Origin of the sequence: Marivirga sp. (assembly GCF_035704835.1) — a bacterium.
Taxonomy (GTDB): domain Bacteria; phylum Bacteroidota; class Bacteroidia; order Cytophagales; family Cyclobacteriaceae; genus Marivirga.
Genome location: NZ_DASSWQ010000082.1, coordinates 12,636 through 28,734 on the forward strand (window position 1 = coordinate 12,636; position 16,099 = coordinate 28,734).

15 protein-coding genes are annotated in these 16,099 nt (G+C 34.9%); 3 read left to right on the top strand and 12 right to left on the bottom strand.

All coding sequences use genetic code 11. The annotated features are described in order from the left end of the window. Positions 1-8 precede the first annotated feature (8 nt). From VFM92_RS14170 to prfA, 10 genes are all read right to left on the bottom strand, one after another. Positions 9-1,178, bottom strand: a complete 1,170-nt coding sequence (locus VFM92_RS14170) for a tetratricopeptide repeat protein (protein ID WP_325122884.1) — start codon at positions 1,176-1,178, stop codon at positions 9-11. 79 nt (positions 1,179-1,257) lie between these two features. After that, entirely contained in the window at positions 1,258-1,557 is a 300-nt protein-coding gene (hpf, locus tag VFM92_RS14175) for a ribosome hibernation-promoting factor, HPF/YfiA family (protein WP_325122885.1), read from the bottom strand. A 24-nt stretch (positions 1,558-1,581) separates the two neighbouring features. Beyond that, entirely contained in the window at positions 1,582-2,463 is an 882-nt protein-coding gene (locus VFM92_RS14180) for a tyrosine-type recombinase/integrase (protein WP_325122886.1), read from the bottom strand. 133 nt (positions 2,464-2,596) lie between these two features. Then, positions 2,597-2,788 carry a 30S ribosomal protein S21 gene (rpsU, locus tag VFM92_RS14185; protein WP_085516059.1) on the bottom strand — a complete coding sequence of 64 codons (192 nt, stop codon included), beginning with the start codon at positions 2,786-2,788 and terminating at the stop codon, positions 2,597-2,599. 148 nt (positions 2,789-2,936) lie between these two features. Then, positions 2,937-3,485 carry a hypothetical protein gene (locus tag VFM92_RS14190; RefSeq protein ID WP_325122887.1) on the bottom strand — a complete coding sequence of 183 codons (549 nt, stop codon included), beginning with the start codon at positions 3,483-3,485 and terminating at the stop codon, positions 2,937-2,939. Positions 3,486-3,588: 103 nt separating this feature from the next. After that, positions 3,589-6,114 carry an ABC transporter permease gene (locus VFM92_RS14195; RefSeq protein ID WP_325122888.1) on the bottom strand — a complete coding sequence of 842 codons (2,526 nt, stop codon included), beginning with the start codon at positions 6,112-6,114 and terminating at the stop codon, positions 3,589-3,591. Positions 6,115-6,126: 12 nt separating this feature from the next. Further along, positions 6,127-6,819: an ABC transporter ATP-binding protein gene (locus VFM92_RS14200; protein WP_325122889.1), complete on the bottom strand. Its 693-nt coding sequence runs from the start codon at positions 6,817-6,819 to the stop codon at positions 6,127-6,129. Positions 6,820-7,140: 321 nt separating this feature from the next. After that, positions 7,141-8,283 (bottom strand): acyl-CoA dehydrogenase family protein, encoded by a 1,143-nt coding sequence (locus tag VFM92_RS14205; RefSeq protein WP_325122890.1) that lies wholly within the window; start codon positions 8,281-8,283, stop codon positions 7,141-7,143. A 151-nt stretch (positions 8,284-8,434) separates the two neighbouring features. Next, positions 8,435-9,820, bottom strand: coding sequence for a choice-of-anchor Q domain-containing protein (locus VFM92_RS14210; RefSeq protein WP_325122891.1), 1,386 nt, complete (start codon positions 9,818-9,820; stop codon positions 8,435-8,437). Further along, positions 9,804-10,874 (bottom strand): peptide chain release factor 1, encoded by a 1,071-nt coding sequence (gene prfA, locus VFM92_RS14215; RefSeq protein WP_325122892.1) that lies wholly within the window; start codon positions 10,872-10,874, stop codon positions 9,804-9,806. The genes VFM92_RS14210 and prfA overlap by 17 nt, the downstream gene beginning before the upstream one ends. 237 nt (positions 10,875-11,111) lie before the next feature. Here prfA and VFM92_RS14220 point away from each other — a divergent pair, with 237 nt between their 5' ends. The 3 genes from VFM92_RS14220 (at position 11,112) to VFM92_RS14230 (ending at position 14,306) form a co-directional block, all read left to right on the top strand. Further along, the gene (locus VFM92_RS14220; RefSeq protein WP_325122893.1) at positions 11,112-11,627 is read left to right on the top strand and encodes a YfiR family protein; all 516 of its coding nucleotides are present in this window, start codon (positions 11,112-11,114) and stop codon (positions 11,625-11,627) included. A gap of 98 nt (positions 11,628-11,725) precedes the next feature. After that, on the top strand, positions 11,726-13,645 hold the full coding sequence (locus VFM92_RS14225) for a GAF domain-containing protein (RefSeq protein ID WP_325122894.1): 1,920 nt from the start codon (positions 11,726-11,728) through the stop codon (positions 13,643-13,645). 1 nt (position 13,646) lies between these two features. Then, positions 13,647-14,306, top strand: coding sequence for a DUF3365 domain-containing protein (locus tag VFM92_RS14230; protein ID WP_325122895.1), 660 nt, complete (start codon positions 13,647-13,649; stop codon positions 14,304-14,306). 10 nt (positions 14,307-14,316) lie between these two features. On the opposite strand, the gene VFM92_RS14235 is transcribed toward VFM92_RS14230, so the two are convergent. Further along, complete coding sequence (locus tag VFM92_RS14235; protein ID WP_325122896.1) at positions 14,317-14,730, bottom strand: response regulator; 414 nt, start codon at positions 14,728-14,730, stop codon at positions 14,317-14,319. A 52-nt stretch (positions 14,731-14,782) separates the two neighbouring features. Beyond that, the gene (locus tag VFM92_RS14240; RefSeq protein WP_325122897.1) at positions 14,783-16,042 is read right to left on the bottom strand and encodes a phospholipase; all 1,260 of its coding nucleotides are present in this window, start codon (positions 16,040-16,042) and stop codon (positions 14,783-14,785) included. Between the last annotated feature and the right edge of the window lie 57 nt (positions 16,043-16,099).

The window sequence follows — 16,099 nt, forward strand, 5'->3', positions numbered from 1 at the left end:
GGTAAATGCTATAATTCTCTCAATTTATCTTTAGCACTTTGGTAAATGCCTTGTTTTCTCCCTGCTTTTTTCTTTGCTTTTTTAAAGTAATCTTCAGCTAGTTCCAAATCTCCTTTTTTCTGCGCAATAGTCCCTAAATGATAAATACTATAGAGATAATAACCAGATTCCTCTTCTCCTACACTTTCGGATGAAATCATAGCTCTTTCATAATATTTTTTGGCTTCATCCAAATTATTCTTTCGTTCATAGATTTGACCGAGAAAAAAACCTGCATAACGCCCGGAAGTGCCGCCATAACCTGATTTACCAGCCTCTATATTTTGAAATATTTCCAGACATTCTCGTTCAGCATCATCTATTCGTCCGGCTGTATACAATAACCGGGCGTAAAACCTGTGAAAATAGGCATTTTGAGGATAAGTTTCATGCAAATATTCAGATAGCTGTAACCCTTTAAATAGCTGGCCTTCATCTAATGCCCAAATCCTCATCAAAAAATATTGTGCCTCTGTTCGGGTATAAAAAGCATTTTGAGCTACTTTGGTCAGTTGTTCCACTCCTAATTTCTTATCGCCATCATCAAAGAAACTTAATACTGGTTTAAGGATAGGATAATGCTCAGGCACCCATTCAACGTAATAATTATATAAAGCATCTCCAAACAAAAACTCTGGACTTAAGTTTTTATTCCCTTTACTATCCTCCATATAACTTAAAGCACTTCGGGCTTCGAATGCTGCCTTTGTCCAGTTCTGGTTTTCAGCATAAAACCTTCCTTTGAAGCCATGAATGGCAGCCAAAAAGAATTTAGCTTCTAAATTTTCTTCATCTTTCTCCTCCATTGCTTCTGCATAAAACTGAGCGGTATCCAGATAGGCAATCATTTTTTCATTATTAGGGTAGTGTGATGGCTCAGGCAAAATTTTCCACCACTCATTTAGGCCAAAAAGGAAATAAGGTAAAGGATGATTTGGGAATCTGTAACGCAACCATAGTAAATCTTTTTTTACTTTTTCATGCTCAGCATTATAAATGTCATTTACGGATTCATTAACTTCCATTTGGATGTACATATTATTAAGCAGAATACTGCTATCCTGTTCCATAACATACTGTGCTTTTACAGAAAATGTAAAAGTGAATAAAATACTGAAAATGAGTAATTTTTGAATCATTATAGTTTTGTAACTAAAGCAAAATTAAAAAAGCCCGACTTAAATCGAGCTTTTTTAAAAAATATATTATACAAATCAATTAATGTGCCATTTGTTTTTCCTTGAACTTTTTAATTTGTCTTCTCAAGGCTTCAGAAGCAGCATCTATACCAGCTTCAAATGAATCGCTTTTTTCTTTTGCAAAAAGCTGGTTGCCTGGAATATTTAATTTCACTTCTACAATTTTGTTTCCATTATCAGAATCTTTATCCAATCGTAAAAAAACTTCGCCATCGATAAATCGATCATAAAAGGTTTCCAATTTGTCTATTCGTTTTTGAATAAAGTCTAACAGTTTTGTGTCTGCGTCAAAGTGGATCGAATGCATTTGTAGCTTCATGATTTTTGTGTTTTATGGTTAAACTTACGCTTTAGGATGCGCTTGATCAAATACTTTTTTGAGTTTGTCAAGCGAATTATGGGTGTAAACCTGCGTTGCAGCTAAGCTGCTGTGTCCTAACAAATCTTTCACTGCATTTAGGTCTGCGCCCTTATTTAATAAATGTGTTGCAAATGTATGCCTCAATACGTGAGGGCTTGTTTTACTTATAGTTGTAACCTGGTTAAGGTACTTTTTTGTAATGCGATTAATCATCATGGGATAAGCTTCATTTCCACTATTAGAAACGATTAAGGCGGTATTCTCGTTGCTCGAAAACACTTTATTTTTATGAGAAATATAAGTGTTCAATCTGCTTAATATTTGGTTATGAAACGGAATAATTCGTTCTTTATTTCCTTTTCCTAAAACTCTTATCGTTTTGGATTGAAAGTTGAAATCTGAATATTTTAAGCCGATTAATTCAGAAAGTCTTATGCCAGTTCCGTAAAGTAACTCCATTATTAATGAATCTCTGCTGCCTTCAAAATCATCAGGAAATTCAATTAGTGATAAAAGAGTATCCATTTCTTTTTCTTGCACAAATTGAGGTAAATCTTTGCTGGTTTTAAGGGCTTTTATTTTCTGTGTAGGATTTTGGTTTACCGCTTCTCGAGAAATAGCAAACTTATAAAAAGCTCTGAGTGAAATGATTTTTCTATTGATACTTTTCGGTTTGATTTTTTCTTGCATCAAGGCTACTATCCATGCACGTATATGCCTATGTTCTGCCTTGAGTAAATCTTGAAGTTGATATTGATTTTCCAGAAATAAAATGAATTGATTCAAATCATTTTGATATGAAATTAGGGTGTGTTTGCTGTAGCGCTTTTCAAACTCTAAATATTTCAGGAAAGTGTTCAGCATATTTAAAATAAACCGTCAAAATTAAATGAAAGGACTTTTCAGTTTTTGAGCAAAAAAAAGTTAGTATCCTTTCTATGCAATTGTTGCAAGTGGATACTAACTTAATCAATTTATTTGATAATAGCTAAATTAATTAGCTATCTAAATCCCTCATTTTTTGCCTATAGGCGGCACGGATAACTTCTTTTCTTCTGGCTACAGAAGGCTTTACGAAGTGTTGACGAGCACGGACTTCTTTCAAAGCACCAGTCTTTTCAAACTTCTTCTTAAAGCGTTTTAAAGCTTTATCAATCGATTCGTTTTCTTTTACGTTTACTACGATCATAATTTACACCTCCTCTCGTGAATAATCTCCCAGAACAGTAGGCTGTTTTTTTCAGTAATTATGCCCACTGTTTTGAGGACTGCAAAGGTAGAAGAATGATTTTGTAAAACCTAATGCAATTGAATTTCAATACCATAGCAAATGATATTTAAAGTAAACCTGTCATTCTATAAAAATCATATAAGGTAACCCGGCAAGCTTCTTTTTGGTCAGAGTTTTGAAATAATGGCAATTTTCTGTTTTTATACATTACATAAAATTGTACTTCCTCTATCAGTTTGTTATAAAGTTCTGCAGTAAAAATCATCTCATTTCTTCTTTTTTCGCCTTCCAAAATAATGCTTCCTTTATCATCAGACTCCAAAGCTTCCCAATAGACCTCGAAACCTTCTTTTTCTATTTCTATCGAATTAGGCATTTCTATAATGGGGTAAACTTTATTTGCTCTCCAGTTTACAACTAAAGCAATATTAAAGTAAAAATCAGTAGAAGCAGATTGGCGATCTTCATGGCGATAAATACGCCAGCCACCTTCTTCCATTATTTCCAAATCATAACTGGTTTGCCTCATATTTCTGAAAAAGATATAGGCATCATCAGGGTAATTAAATCTTAGCTTACTGATCTCCACTTTTTCAGAAGTATTGACAGAACAAGCAAGATTCGCTAGTAAGAATAGTAAAATGAATTTCTTCATGCTCAAAAAACTTAAAGAAGGTATTCAAGTTTGAATTTTCATCAAATTTCGAATTTTTTCAACATCTCCATTAACAACCGAAGTTTGTGGAACTTATCTTTAATTAGACTTCTTTCCTCAAAATCTCTAAAGGTGGTTTATTTACCACCGATCTACTATTTGTTAGCCCAATGAAAACCGTTAAGCCTGTAATCCCGATATAAGTTATCAGCACTGCCCAAAGATTAGGGATAAATACCGTTTCAAAACTAAAGTAAGCTAGTCCCCATGCGGATAAAAGGGCAATAAAGATGCCCGTTAAGCTGGAGATACTTCCTAAAAAGAAATATTCCATAAAGTTAATGCGCACAATCTGCTTTTTGCTTGCGCCTATAGTTCTCAATAAAACGGCTTCCTGCATGCGCTGAAATTTACTTATATTAACTGCACCAATTAAGACGATAACACCTGTGATGATACTAAAGAAAGCCATAAATTGAATGACAAAGGAAATTTTACCCAAAACTTCATCTACCGTCTTCAAAATCAAATCCAAGTCTATTATAGAAATATTAGGAAATTTGCTGACGACTTTCTGCTGATATTGAGCTGAGGTTTCTACTTTCTCGTATCGCGTTAATAAAACGTGAAATTTAGGAGCTTCTTCTAATACGCCTTCTGGAAAAACAACCAGAAAATTGGTTTGCACGCGTTGCCAATCAATTTCTCTAATACTTCCTACGTAGCATTGAATTAGCGCTCCCTGAACATTGAAAGTGAGGGCGTCTCCCAATCCAACTTTCATGTCTTCCGCTAAGCCTTCATCCAATGAAATGAATATAGAATCATTCGCATTTTGAACTTCCCCATACCACTTACCTTCCAAAATAGTCTCTGAGTCAATCAAGCTATCACGATAAGTCACTCTATATTCTCTTCTTAACACCCAATTACGAACTCCAGCCGTGGTGTCTTCTCGTATTGATTCTACGGATTCACCTTGTATGCTATGCAGTTTCATAGTGACAATCGGCACTTCCTGAATAACTGGCAAACTATCCTTTTTTGTTATCTCTATTACATCATCAACCTGATCACTTTGAATATCGAACAGAACCATATTAGGTTGATTTTCACTGCTACTTAATTTCACTTTATCCAGCAGCAAATCCTGGCTTAACATCAATGTTGTGATTAGGGCTGTTCCTAATCCGATGGTGACTACCAATATTAAAGTTTGATTGTTGGGTCTGTACAGATTAGCCAAACCTTGGCGTGTGGTGAAAGGCGCATTTTCTGGAAAATATTTTCTAACAGCCCAAATGATTAATCTGCTAACCCCCATCAAAATTAATGCTGAACCGAGTAAAGAAACAGTAAATATAGCCGCTTTATCAAGTTCATTAAGCTGTATGTATGAAAAGCCAAATACAAATAATACAACTAAAATATATACAAAGCGGCTGGCTTTAGAGGTTTTACCCCATCCTAAACTTCTTAATACATTTAAAGGAGAAACTTTACGAATTTGCAAAAGCGGAACTAAAGCAAAAAGGACGGAAGCCAACAAGCCAATTAAAATACCTTGAAAAAAGGAGCTGTAACTAAAGCTGAGTTCAATTTCAAAGGGAAGAAAATCGGCAAAAAGTTGAGGAAGAAAATATTGAATACTGCTGCCTATCAAAGAGCCGATTACGGAACCTATCAACCCAATAACAGCGATCTGAATTAAAAATATCCACATTCCCTGCAAAGAAGAAGCACCTAAGCAACGGAGAATTGCAACAGATTTTACTTTTTCTTTTACATAAACCTGAACAGAACTTGCTACCCCTATACAACCTAAGAGTAAAGCAATAAATGCAGTTAAATTCAGAAAGCCTGTTAAATCGGAATAAGCATCTCCCAATTCCTCTTTTCGCTCTGCCACATCATCAAATCGAATTTCTTCTTTTTCTAATCGTGGCTTTAAAACTTCATTAAAGTAGGTTTCATCATCAACGCCATCAGGAAATTTTACATATAATTTATAATTGATTCGACTTCCTTTTTGCATTAAACCTGTTTCTTGCAACTTGGAAAAAGGAATAAAAATAGGTGGTGCTACTGTCGTAGTGATAGCTGATTGTCCTGGCGTTTTATTGATTTCACCCGCTATAGAGAAAGTGTAGGTTCCTATGCGAACTGAATCATCAGCCTGGACATCAAATTGCAACATCAAAGATTGATCCACCAATGCTTTTTCATTAGTGTTATAGCTTTCAGCTGAGCTAAAAGGAGTTGTTTCTATTGCGCCATAAAAAGGATAATTAGCCTCTACTGCACGAACATTTATCAGCCGAGTTCCTCCATTTTTAGGGAAATATACCATACTGGCAAAGGCTCTTTCTTCGGAAAGTTCAAGATTTTCATTTTGAAGAAATTGATAAAGCGAATCAGGAAACGGGCTTCGGCTTTCCAGTTCCACATCGGCTCCTAAAAGTTCCTTTGCTTCAGAATTTATTTGTTGCGTAAGGTTATCTCCAAATGAATTAATAGCAACTAATGCAGCAATGCCCAACACAATACTGCTCATAAAAAGAAATAAGCGTGACCGATTTCTGCGACTATCTCGCCAAGCCATTTTCAATAACCAATTTAAATTTTGCATGAGAATGGTTTTTTAAGCTTCCTCTGACGTTAGTGTGTCTTTGATAAGTTTTCCTCCTTTGAGTTGAAGAATTCGGTCTGTTCTTTTCGCTAGTTCGTTATCGTGAGTCACTAAAATTAAAGTCGTTCCTAATTCTTTGTTTAAATTAAAAATGAGGGCTTCAATGGTATCTCCAGTTTCCTGATCTAAATTTCCTGTAGGCTCATCTGCGAATAAAATTTTAGGTTGATTGGCAAAAGCTCTTGCGATTGAAACTCTTTGTTGCTCGCCTCCTGAAAGTTGAGAGGCGTAATGATGCATTCTATCTCCTAAACCTACTTTTTCAAGTAGGTCAACGGCAATAGGTTTTACATTTTTTTTGCCTAACAATTCTAAAGGCACCATCACATTTTCCAGCGCGGTTAAGGTTGGCAAAAGATTGAAACTTTGGAAAATAAAACCAACGGATGCATTTCTGACGGCTGCTCTCTCATCTTCCGAAAGATTTTCTAGTTGTTTACCGTCTAAAATAATGGATCCTGTTCCTGCTTCATCCAAACCAGCACACAAACCAAGTAAAGTGGTTTTGCCACTTCCTGATGGGCCGATAATAGCACAACTACTTCCAGGTTCTATTTCAAAATTAATTTCAGAAAGTACAGTTAAGGATTTCTCGCCTGATTTGTAGGTTTTACTTAAATTTTGAACTGCTAAAATATGCTTCATGTGTTTGTATTAATTTTCAACCGCTATTTGGAATTCGAGATAGATATTCTTGAATTCCGGCAGTAATCTCATGGTTACTACAAATTCCTCCTTGATTAGTTCATGCTCTTATTTATAAACAACAGTCATTGAAAAACGACTGAAGAGCTAAACAGTTTGAAAAGAGTGATAGATGGCAAATATTCTATTTATTTTGAAGAATAACGAAAACAAAATAGAAATTGAATACTGAAAAATTCTGAGGGTATTTTTTAGTTGATAAAAAAAGGATTAACGGCAACCTGCCATCAATCCTCAAAATCAATTATAAGATTCGAACTATTAACCTTTCAAAATAGCTCTGCTGATTACTAATTTTTGGATTTCGGAAGTACCTTCACCAATCGTACACAGTTTAGAATCTCTGTAGTATTTTTCAACAGGATAATCTTTTGTATAGCCATAACCACCAAAAATCTGAACAGCTTCAACGGAGTTTCTTACTGCCACTTCAGAAGCATAGTATTTAGCCATAGCCGATTCTTTGTTGACATTTTTGCCTTTATTTTTTAAATCAGCGGCTTGGAAAGTTAATAATTTGGCACCTTCCAATTCTGTTGCCATATCTGCTAATTTAAAAGCAATACCCTGAAAGTTAGAAATGGGTTGATTGAATTGATGTCTTTCTTTACTGTAAGCCAAAGCTGCTTCATAAGCTCCTTCGGCAATTCCTAAAGAAAGTGCAGCAATTGAGATTCTTCCTCCATCTAATACTTTCATAGATTGGATAAAGCCTTCTCCAACATTTCCTAAAATATTATCTTTATGAACTTTGCAGTCTTCAAAAATCATTTCAGCAGTTTCTGACAAACGCATTCCTAATTTGTTTTCTTTTCTGCCGCCTTTGAAACCTTCAGTTCCTCTTTCCACTACAAAAGCAGTCATTCCATGAGAATCACCTTTTTCGCCAGTTCTAACAATAACTACTGCAATATCACCAGATTTACCATGTGTTATCCAGTTTTTAGCACCATTAATAACCCAATAATCGCCATCTTGAACGGCAGTAGTTCTCATATTTCCTGCATCAGAACCCGTATTTGGCTCGGTTAAGCCCCAAGCTCCAATCCATTCTGCGGTAGCTAATTTTGGTAACCATCTTTTTTTCTGCTCATCATTAGCGAATTGTAAAATATGGCCAGTACATAAAGAGTTATGTGCTGCCATTGATAAACCAATAGATGGATCAACTTTGGCAAGTTCCATGATAGCGGTTACATATTCTTCATAGCCAAAACCGGAGCCACCATATTCTTGAGGTACTAAAACACCCATTAATCCTAAGCCACCCAATTTTTTCATAACATCTACTGGGAAGTGTTGCTCTTCATCCCACTGGTCGCGATGCGGGGTAATTTCTTTTGCTCCAAAATCCTGCACCATTTGTGCAATCATTTTTTGATTCTCATTCAATCCAAAATCCATAAATATTTTAATTTGTCGTTTCCCGAAATAATTTCAAAGATAATCAAGTTTGCTTTATATACCCAACTAACATTAGTTAGGTTGAAAAGGTTGTGTCAAAAATTACATTGATACTATTGACTTCTAAGGGGATAAGTTCTCAAAATTTACTTTATTCTTCAATTTCAATAAATTCGTAAGCTCCTATGTCTGGCATATTTCCTCTGGTTTGACCCTGAATATCGGTTGAGATATCGGTTGATAAGCCTGCATTGATTGCTGGTGAAGTACTTTTTAATCGGAAATCATTAGCGCTAATGTCATTAAATTCAGGGCCCTGATTCCGAATTGAATTATTTTCACTCAAAAGCGCTATGCTGCTTCGGAACAGATTATGAGAAAATGATAAGTTTAAGTTGCCTTCTTGTGCTTCTAAAAATCTGATTTCTTCTGTAATTCGCCCGTAAATGATGTTGTTCACTAATTGAATGCTAATAGGGGCTATAATTTCATTTTCATTATTATCAAATGCTGAATCGGAAAATAAAGCAGCTGGGCTTTCTCTATTGGTATTAAAATAATTCGCAATAGTGCAGTGGGTGTAAAAAGCACTGCCTCCGCCTGTATGGGAAACCGTTCCTGAGGCGGTATTGTAAAAAACGGAGTTTAGTGCAGCAAAATCACTGTTTAGGGAGATTACTGAAGAAATAGCCATATTACCTACAAAGCAATTTTCCATGGTCAAATCTGGTTCATTATCGGGATTAAAAATATTAAGATTAAGACCAAAAAGAGCGTTCTTAATAGTAGTATGTTTAATGAAGTTGTCTTTGCTATTTTCCAAAAATACAATTCCTCCCCATTGACCAGGAGAACTAGCAAATGGTTCATCTAATCTGTCGTTGGTAAAAAGTATTGGATTTTCAAGATTTCCTTCCGCTTGTAAAGTTCCGTCTATTATTATGAAAGTTTCAGGTGCACTGTAAATTTTGGTTCCTGATTCAATATTTAAAGTGCATGCAGAATCTACTTGAATTATGCCCGTTAAAACATAAGGCTTATTCGCACTCCAGCGAGTATCACAGACTAAAATAGAATCTGAAATGTAATGTGCATTTTGGCCCCAAGCTTCAAAAACAACTGATTGAGTAATTTCTTGGTTGGTGATTTCAAGATAATCTCTAATCACAAAGGGATTATCTTGATTTCCTTGATCAATATTGGCTGATACTAATAAAAGTAAGCTGTCTTCAGCTAATAAAAGTTGATCTGCGAAACTTGATTGAGTCCTACCGTTCAGGGTTAACTGAAAATCTTGACTTTGATTTCTTAAGGCAATAGATGAAATATTTACCGCTTTGTTGGATAGGTTTTTTATTTTTAATCGCTTGGTAATACTCAACCTTTCTGCAAAGAGCGTATCAAATTGCAGTGTATCTGTAGAAAAAGTTAAAATTATCGGCTCAGAAGTTGGCTCCGGCTCATATGAACAAGAGGCAAATCCTGCAAAAAAGAAACTACCTAAAGCGAAAAGTAAGGTCTTACTGAGCCGTTTCATCCAATTTGCTGGCATTTTCGGCAATCTGTAAATTTTCGATAAGGTCTTCAATTTCACCATTCATGATGTTAGGTAAATTATGTACAGTGTAATTTATTCTGTGGTCAGTAACTCTTCCTTGCGGATAATTATAGGTCCTGATTTTATCAGATCTATCTCCACTCCGGACTATACTTCGTCTTTGAGCACCAACTGCCTCGTTTTGCTTTGCTAATTCTATTTCATACAAACGAGAACGCAATACTCTTAGTGCTTTATCAAAGTTTTTAAGCTGAGATTTTTGATCTTGACAAGTTACAACCAGACCAGTAGGCTCGTGAGTCAATCGAACCGCTGAATAAGTGGTATTAACCGACTGACCACCAGGCCCGGAAGAACAATAGGTGTCTTTTCTGACATCATTCATGTCAATTTCTACTTCCACATCATCGATTTCGGGCAAAACAGCAACAGTGGCAGCTGAAGTATGCACTCTTCCCTGGGTTTCAGTAGCCGGAACTCTTTGCACTCTATGGACGCCAGATTCATATTTCATGGTTCCATAGGCATTTTTTCCGGTAACGGTACTAATAATTTCTTTATAACCGCCTGCTGTTCCAAATGTTAAATCGAGCACGGTCAGATTTAATCCGTTTTTATCGCAATAGCGCTGATACATTTTGAAAAGGTCACCAGCAAAAATAGCAGCTTCATCTCCCCCAGTTCCTGCTCTAATTTCGAGCACTGCATTTTTAGAATCATTTGGGTCTTTAGGAATCAGCATTTTTTTCAATTCCTCTTCCAGTTTTTCTTTCTCTGGTTTTAATTCCTCCCACTCCATCTTGGCCATTTCCCTAAATTCGGGTTCTTTTTCAGTCTCCAAAATGTTTTTTGCTTGCTTGATGTCATCCAAAACTTTTGTGTAAGCATCATAAACCTCCACTACTTTTTCCAAATCCGAATATTCTTTACTGAGTTGAGTAAATTTTTTCATATCCGCCATAGCATCAGGCTGAACCATTAACTGGCCCACTTCCTGAAAGCGTTCTTTCATCCGTTCTAATCTGTCTAACATCAAGAATCAAAATTTATTAAGCACAAAACTACTAAATATTAATCAATAGATTAAAGTAGAAAATCACGGATAATGATTGAAAGTTCTGCCTTTTTAGTAGGCTTCAGTGATTAAAACTTCTTTTTTCATCGAAAAATGACTACTTTTTCACTTTAAAATAAAATAGAAGTAGGTTAAATTACGCATGGATAATATAACTTGCATAAAATACTTATCAATTAGTAAATTTATTTACAGATGCGTCAGTTAAAAATCGTTTTTATATTTTTTATTCTACTCTTTGTAGCGAAAGCAGGCTTTGCGCAAGAAAAGTATCGATTTCATAAAGTATTTTTCTATAGTTTCACCAAATACATAGAATGGCCAGCGGAGAAAAAGAAGGGAGATTTCATAATAGGCGTTGTAGGGGAGTCAGAAATTATTCCTTTGTTAAAAGAAATGGCGGAAATTAAAAAAGTGGGTGATAGAAATATCAAAGTTGTGCAACTTGAACAGGTAAAAAAAGGAGAGTATTTTCATATATTATTTGTACCCTCAGAACAAAACCAAAATTTCCCTTCTATTAAAACTGCCTTAAATGGTGAACCATGCTTATTAGTGACCGAATCCGAAGGGATGGCAAAGAAGGGCTCCATGATAAATTTTAAAGATGTGGATGGCAAACTAAAATTTGAGATGAACACCAAAATTTTGGAAAGCACGGGCTTAAAAGTGTCTCAAGAGCTCACCCGTTTTGGGGAAGAAATAAATTAAACATTACATAAAAAGCGTAATCTGAATCATTGGATTAAATTCATAATTCAAAAAATTTACTTAAGTTTAAAAAAGAATAATTTTTTAAAGGCCAAAAAATGAAAAACTTTCGATTTACGATTGGTAATAAAATACTAGGCGGGTTTATCACCCTTATTTTAATATTTATTGTGTATGCGGGTATCACAATTTTCACTGTTACTCAAAACAGTAATTTGACTGCAACCAATTCTAATGTTATTAAACCCTCCTTAACTAGCATAAAGGATTTTAATTTATTGATTATCAAATCAAAAATGTTGGTGACCAATTGGGTATATCTTCAAAGTAATGAAACAGATAAAGAAAGTCTGCAAGCCATTCATGAGGAAGAATATCCAGCGATGAAAGAAAAGATTAGCGCTTTAATGGTAAACTGGGAAGATAAAGAGCAACGGCTCGAAATGGATACCGTTTTTACTGAATTTGAAAATTTGATGGAGATTCAGAAAGAAATAATGGGGAGCCTATTGACGTTTGAAGATTATGAAGATCCTATCGTAAAATTTATGGCATCCGAATCTATTGAAAGGGAAGTGATTCCTCGAACGGATACCGTAATTGCTCATCTTAATAAAATTTTAGTACAAAAACAGAAAGAATCAGAACAATATGAAGCTGAGGTTTTGGAATCTTCCAATAGTTTAAAAAATACCTCCATAATTCTAGGAGTAGTATTTGTGATTTTAGGCTTGATAGGAGCGTTCTGGTTATCTTCTTCCATTACAAAACCTGTAAATTACATAAAAGAGATTATTGTAAAATTAGGGAAAGGAATTTTACCTGAAAACAATGATAGGGAGTTTGGAAATGATGAGATAGGTGAAATGGCTGTTGCGGTTGGTCAATTAGTTGACGGATTGAAAGACACCTCATATTTTGCAGAAAATATTGGGAATGGTAAATATGACTCGGATTATGAGCCATTAAGTGAGGGTGATGTTTTAGGAAATGCCCTTATTAATATGAGAGGTAACTTAAGAAAAGTTGCTGAAGAAGATAAGAAAAGAAACTGGTCGACAGAAGGATTGGCTATGTTTGGAGATATTTTAAGAAAGAATAATGATAATATTTCTTTATTATCTGATGACATCATTTCTAACTTAGTAAAATATACCAAATCAAATCAAGGAGGAATTTTTGTCATAAATAGAGAAGATGATGAGGATCCTTTTTTAGAATTGACTGCTTGCTATGCTTGGGATAAAAAGAAATATTTAGAGCAAAAAATTTATGAAGGCGAAGGCTTAACTGGTCAGGCTTGGCTGGAAGGGGAAACTATTTATATGACAGAAGTTCCACAAGATTACGTGATGATTACTTCTGGTTTAGGAGAAGCAAATCCGAATAGCGTTTTGATAGTTCCATTGAAAGTCAATGATGAAACTTATGGAATTATAGAGTTGGCATCATTTAATGAATTTGCTGAACATGAGAGAGAGTTTGTAGAGAAAATCGCGGAAAATATCGCCTCTACTATATCATCTGTGAAAATTAATGAACGAACTTCCAAATTATTGGAAGAATCTAGAGAAATGACAGAGCAGATGCGTTCTCAAGAGGAGGAAATGCGTCAAAACATGGAGGAACTTCAAGCTACTCAAGAGGAAATGGAACGTTCGCAACGTGAGCGAGAGGATAAAGAAAAAATTATTAACTATACCAATATGATGGTAGAGCTAGATAATTCATTTTATATTAATAGTATTAATAATATTACTTCTGACAAATTAGGCTATTCCTCTTCTGAACTAGGTGGTGTTGAGATTTCAAAAATTATTGAATCTAAAGATATCCTCAAATCCATGAAAAGTGCATTAGAGTCTGGTAAAACTTGGTCTGGAATAATTAAAATGAAAAATAATACTGGAGAGATTTTAAATGCTCAATTCTCTTGTGGCCCACTAAGTGGACAAGATTCTGGGGGGAATAGCTATTTAATGATAGGCTCTATTATTGTTAATGGAGAGTCGAGTTAAAATGTCATCCACTTCAAAAATATCCTTTGGATTACTATTATTGCTGCTTTGGGGCTGTGGGTTTTCTACTGAAAAGCGCAGACCTAAAAAGATTGCAGATTCCTATGATCTGAGAGAGGTAAAAAAAGTATCAGAAGCTGATATCATTTACAGGACAGGAGTTCTTGGTGATTCTATCACTGAAAAAGTTGGTGCTGTTTTTATGAATAAAATAACATCGCAATATGCAAAGGGTGGTTATAAAGCTGCTGCTCAATTCTGTAGCATGAATGCTTATCCACTTACTGATAGTTTAGCAAATGAATACAAGGTTTTTCTTAAAAGAGTTAGTTCTAAAAATCGAAACCCTACTAATTCGCCTTCTGATTTAGAAAAGCAAATATTGGAAGCTTATGAATACTCCGCGGATCGGGGAGATGATTTAGGTGCAAATGTTCAATTTATCCGTCCAGGAGATACTATTCTATACAATAAACCCATCCGAATACCATCTGAATTTTGTTTGAATTGCCATGGAAGCCAAAGTCAGATTCCTGCTGAAGTTCAAGCCATATTAAAGGAAGATTATCCTAATGATAAAGCCACAGGCTACAAAGTTGGAGACTTGAGAGGTATGTGGAGTTTGAAGTTTCTGAAAAAAGAAATAGTGCAAAAGTTGTAATCACCTCCTTCTAAAAATAAGACTGGAATTTTTCCTGACCTTTAATTTTATTGAGATGTTCTATGGTTAATGGTTTTTCTACATAGTCGATTACCATTTCATATTTTTCAGCTTTTATTCGATCAGCAGTATTAATGGAGGACGTTAAAATCACTACTGAAACATTTCTGTCCATACCCTTATTCATAATTTCATCCATTACGTCCCAACCATCTTTAATGGGCATGTTTATATCTAATAAAATGCAATAATGCTTGGCAACATTGTAGTAGGTGTTGAAATAATCGATAGCATCTCTTCCATTATAGAAGCTTTTTGGTGCCGAATGAAAGCCATTTTCTTTGACATGAACCTCATGAAGAAAAATTGTCATTTCATCATCATCTACAATAATTACTTCAAAGTTTTTATTAGTTGATAACATATCATCAAAATTTAGACAATTACATATTATGTAATTACAAAATGATTGGAACTTAATTTCCGGAAGGGAAATATATTGAAATTACATCTATAAAGAATCTACCTCCTGCACTTCCATGAATTGATTCAGGATCAACATCGCTTCCAAACTCATATGTTTCAAAAAGCACTTCTTCCGAACCATTTGCTATTAAGTTTTCATAGGCATCAACAGAGTTAAAATAAGGCACTAAAGCATCTTCTCTGCTGTGGAATAATTTAATAGGTGATTCTGCTCTCCAGTCATGAATATCATTATCTGCTAATGCACTTCTAAATTCACTATTTGGATTGTTAACATCAGCAATAAATTCATCGGTAAAGATTTCCTGAGGATTAGTATTCAATGGTACGATGGCGAAATAACCACTATCAATTACTGCAGTAGCATAAGGCTCATTTAGGTAATAACTCAATCCTCTTTGTAAATAGACCTTATCATAAGTATCCATCACCCATAAATAGAGACTAAGAGAATATCCTAAATCTCCTTGATAATTGAAAATATAATCTCCCACTGCGGTTTTATGATAGGCTCCAGCACCCATTGCACTTCGTACAATATTGAATTCTGTAGAATGATTAGCTTCAATATATTTATGCAATGCCATTGTGGAATTCCCACCTTGTGAATAACCCAGTAAGTAAAGCTGTTCCACATCTGTGTCTCCTTCTTTTCTCATCGCAACTTTTAAAAATTCGCCATATTCTCTTGCTGCTACTAACATGTCGTAACTTGTGGTGGCAGTAGTCTGGGCATGTTCATATGGATGAAACATATCTCCTGTACTTCCATAGCCTATATAGTCAGGAGCAGAAATCATGTAACCATTAGAAGCCAGTAAAGCAGCAGATAAATGAATTTCTGCATTATCCTCCGATAAATAGGAAGGGGCGTCATCTTCACGATCGATTGCTGGATTAGCATCTTTGGCTAAAGTACTGTGCTGAAGACTGGTCAACTTAGCAGAACCCTTTACGATAGGAATTAAAACTAATCCTGAAGCTTCAACTTCTGCACCATCAAAATTTTCGGTCATATAAGTAATTCGATGAGCTGTAATGTCAAAATTAACAAATCCCGAAACCAGACCATTTCCGCCAAAACGGGCTGAAATTTCATTCGTAGAAATTGAGTCTAAAAACTCGTAACTTACTACATGTTGGAATTCAAAATCATTATCTAATTCATCTTCCATACTATTATTACAAGCAAAAAAGAAAACTGGGAACGATAGGGCGAAAAATAATCGAAGAAACTTATTAGCTTGCATAGCTGAAAAAATTAAATTTATAATTAAACTGACTTATATCATAAGATATTCCTTAGC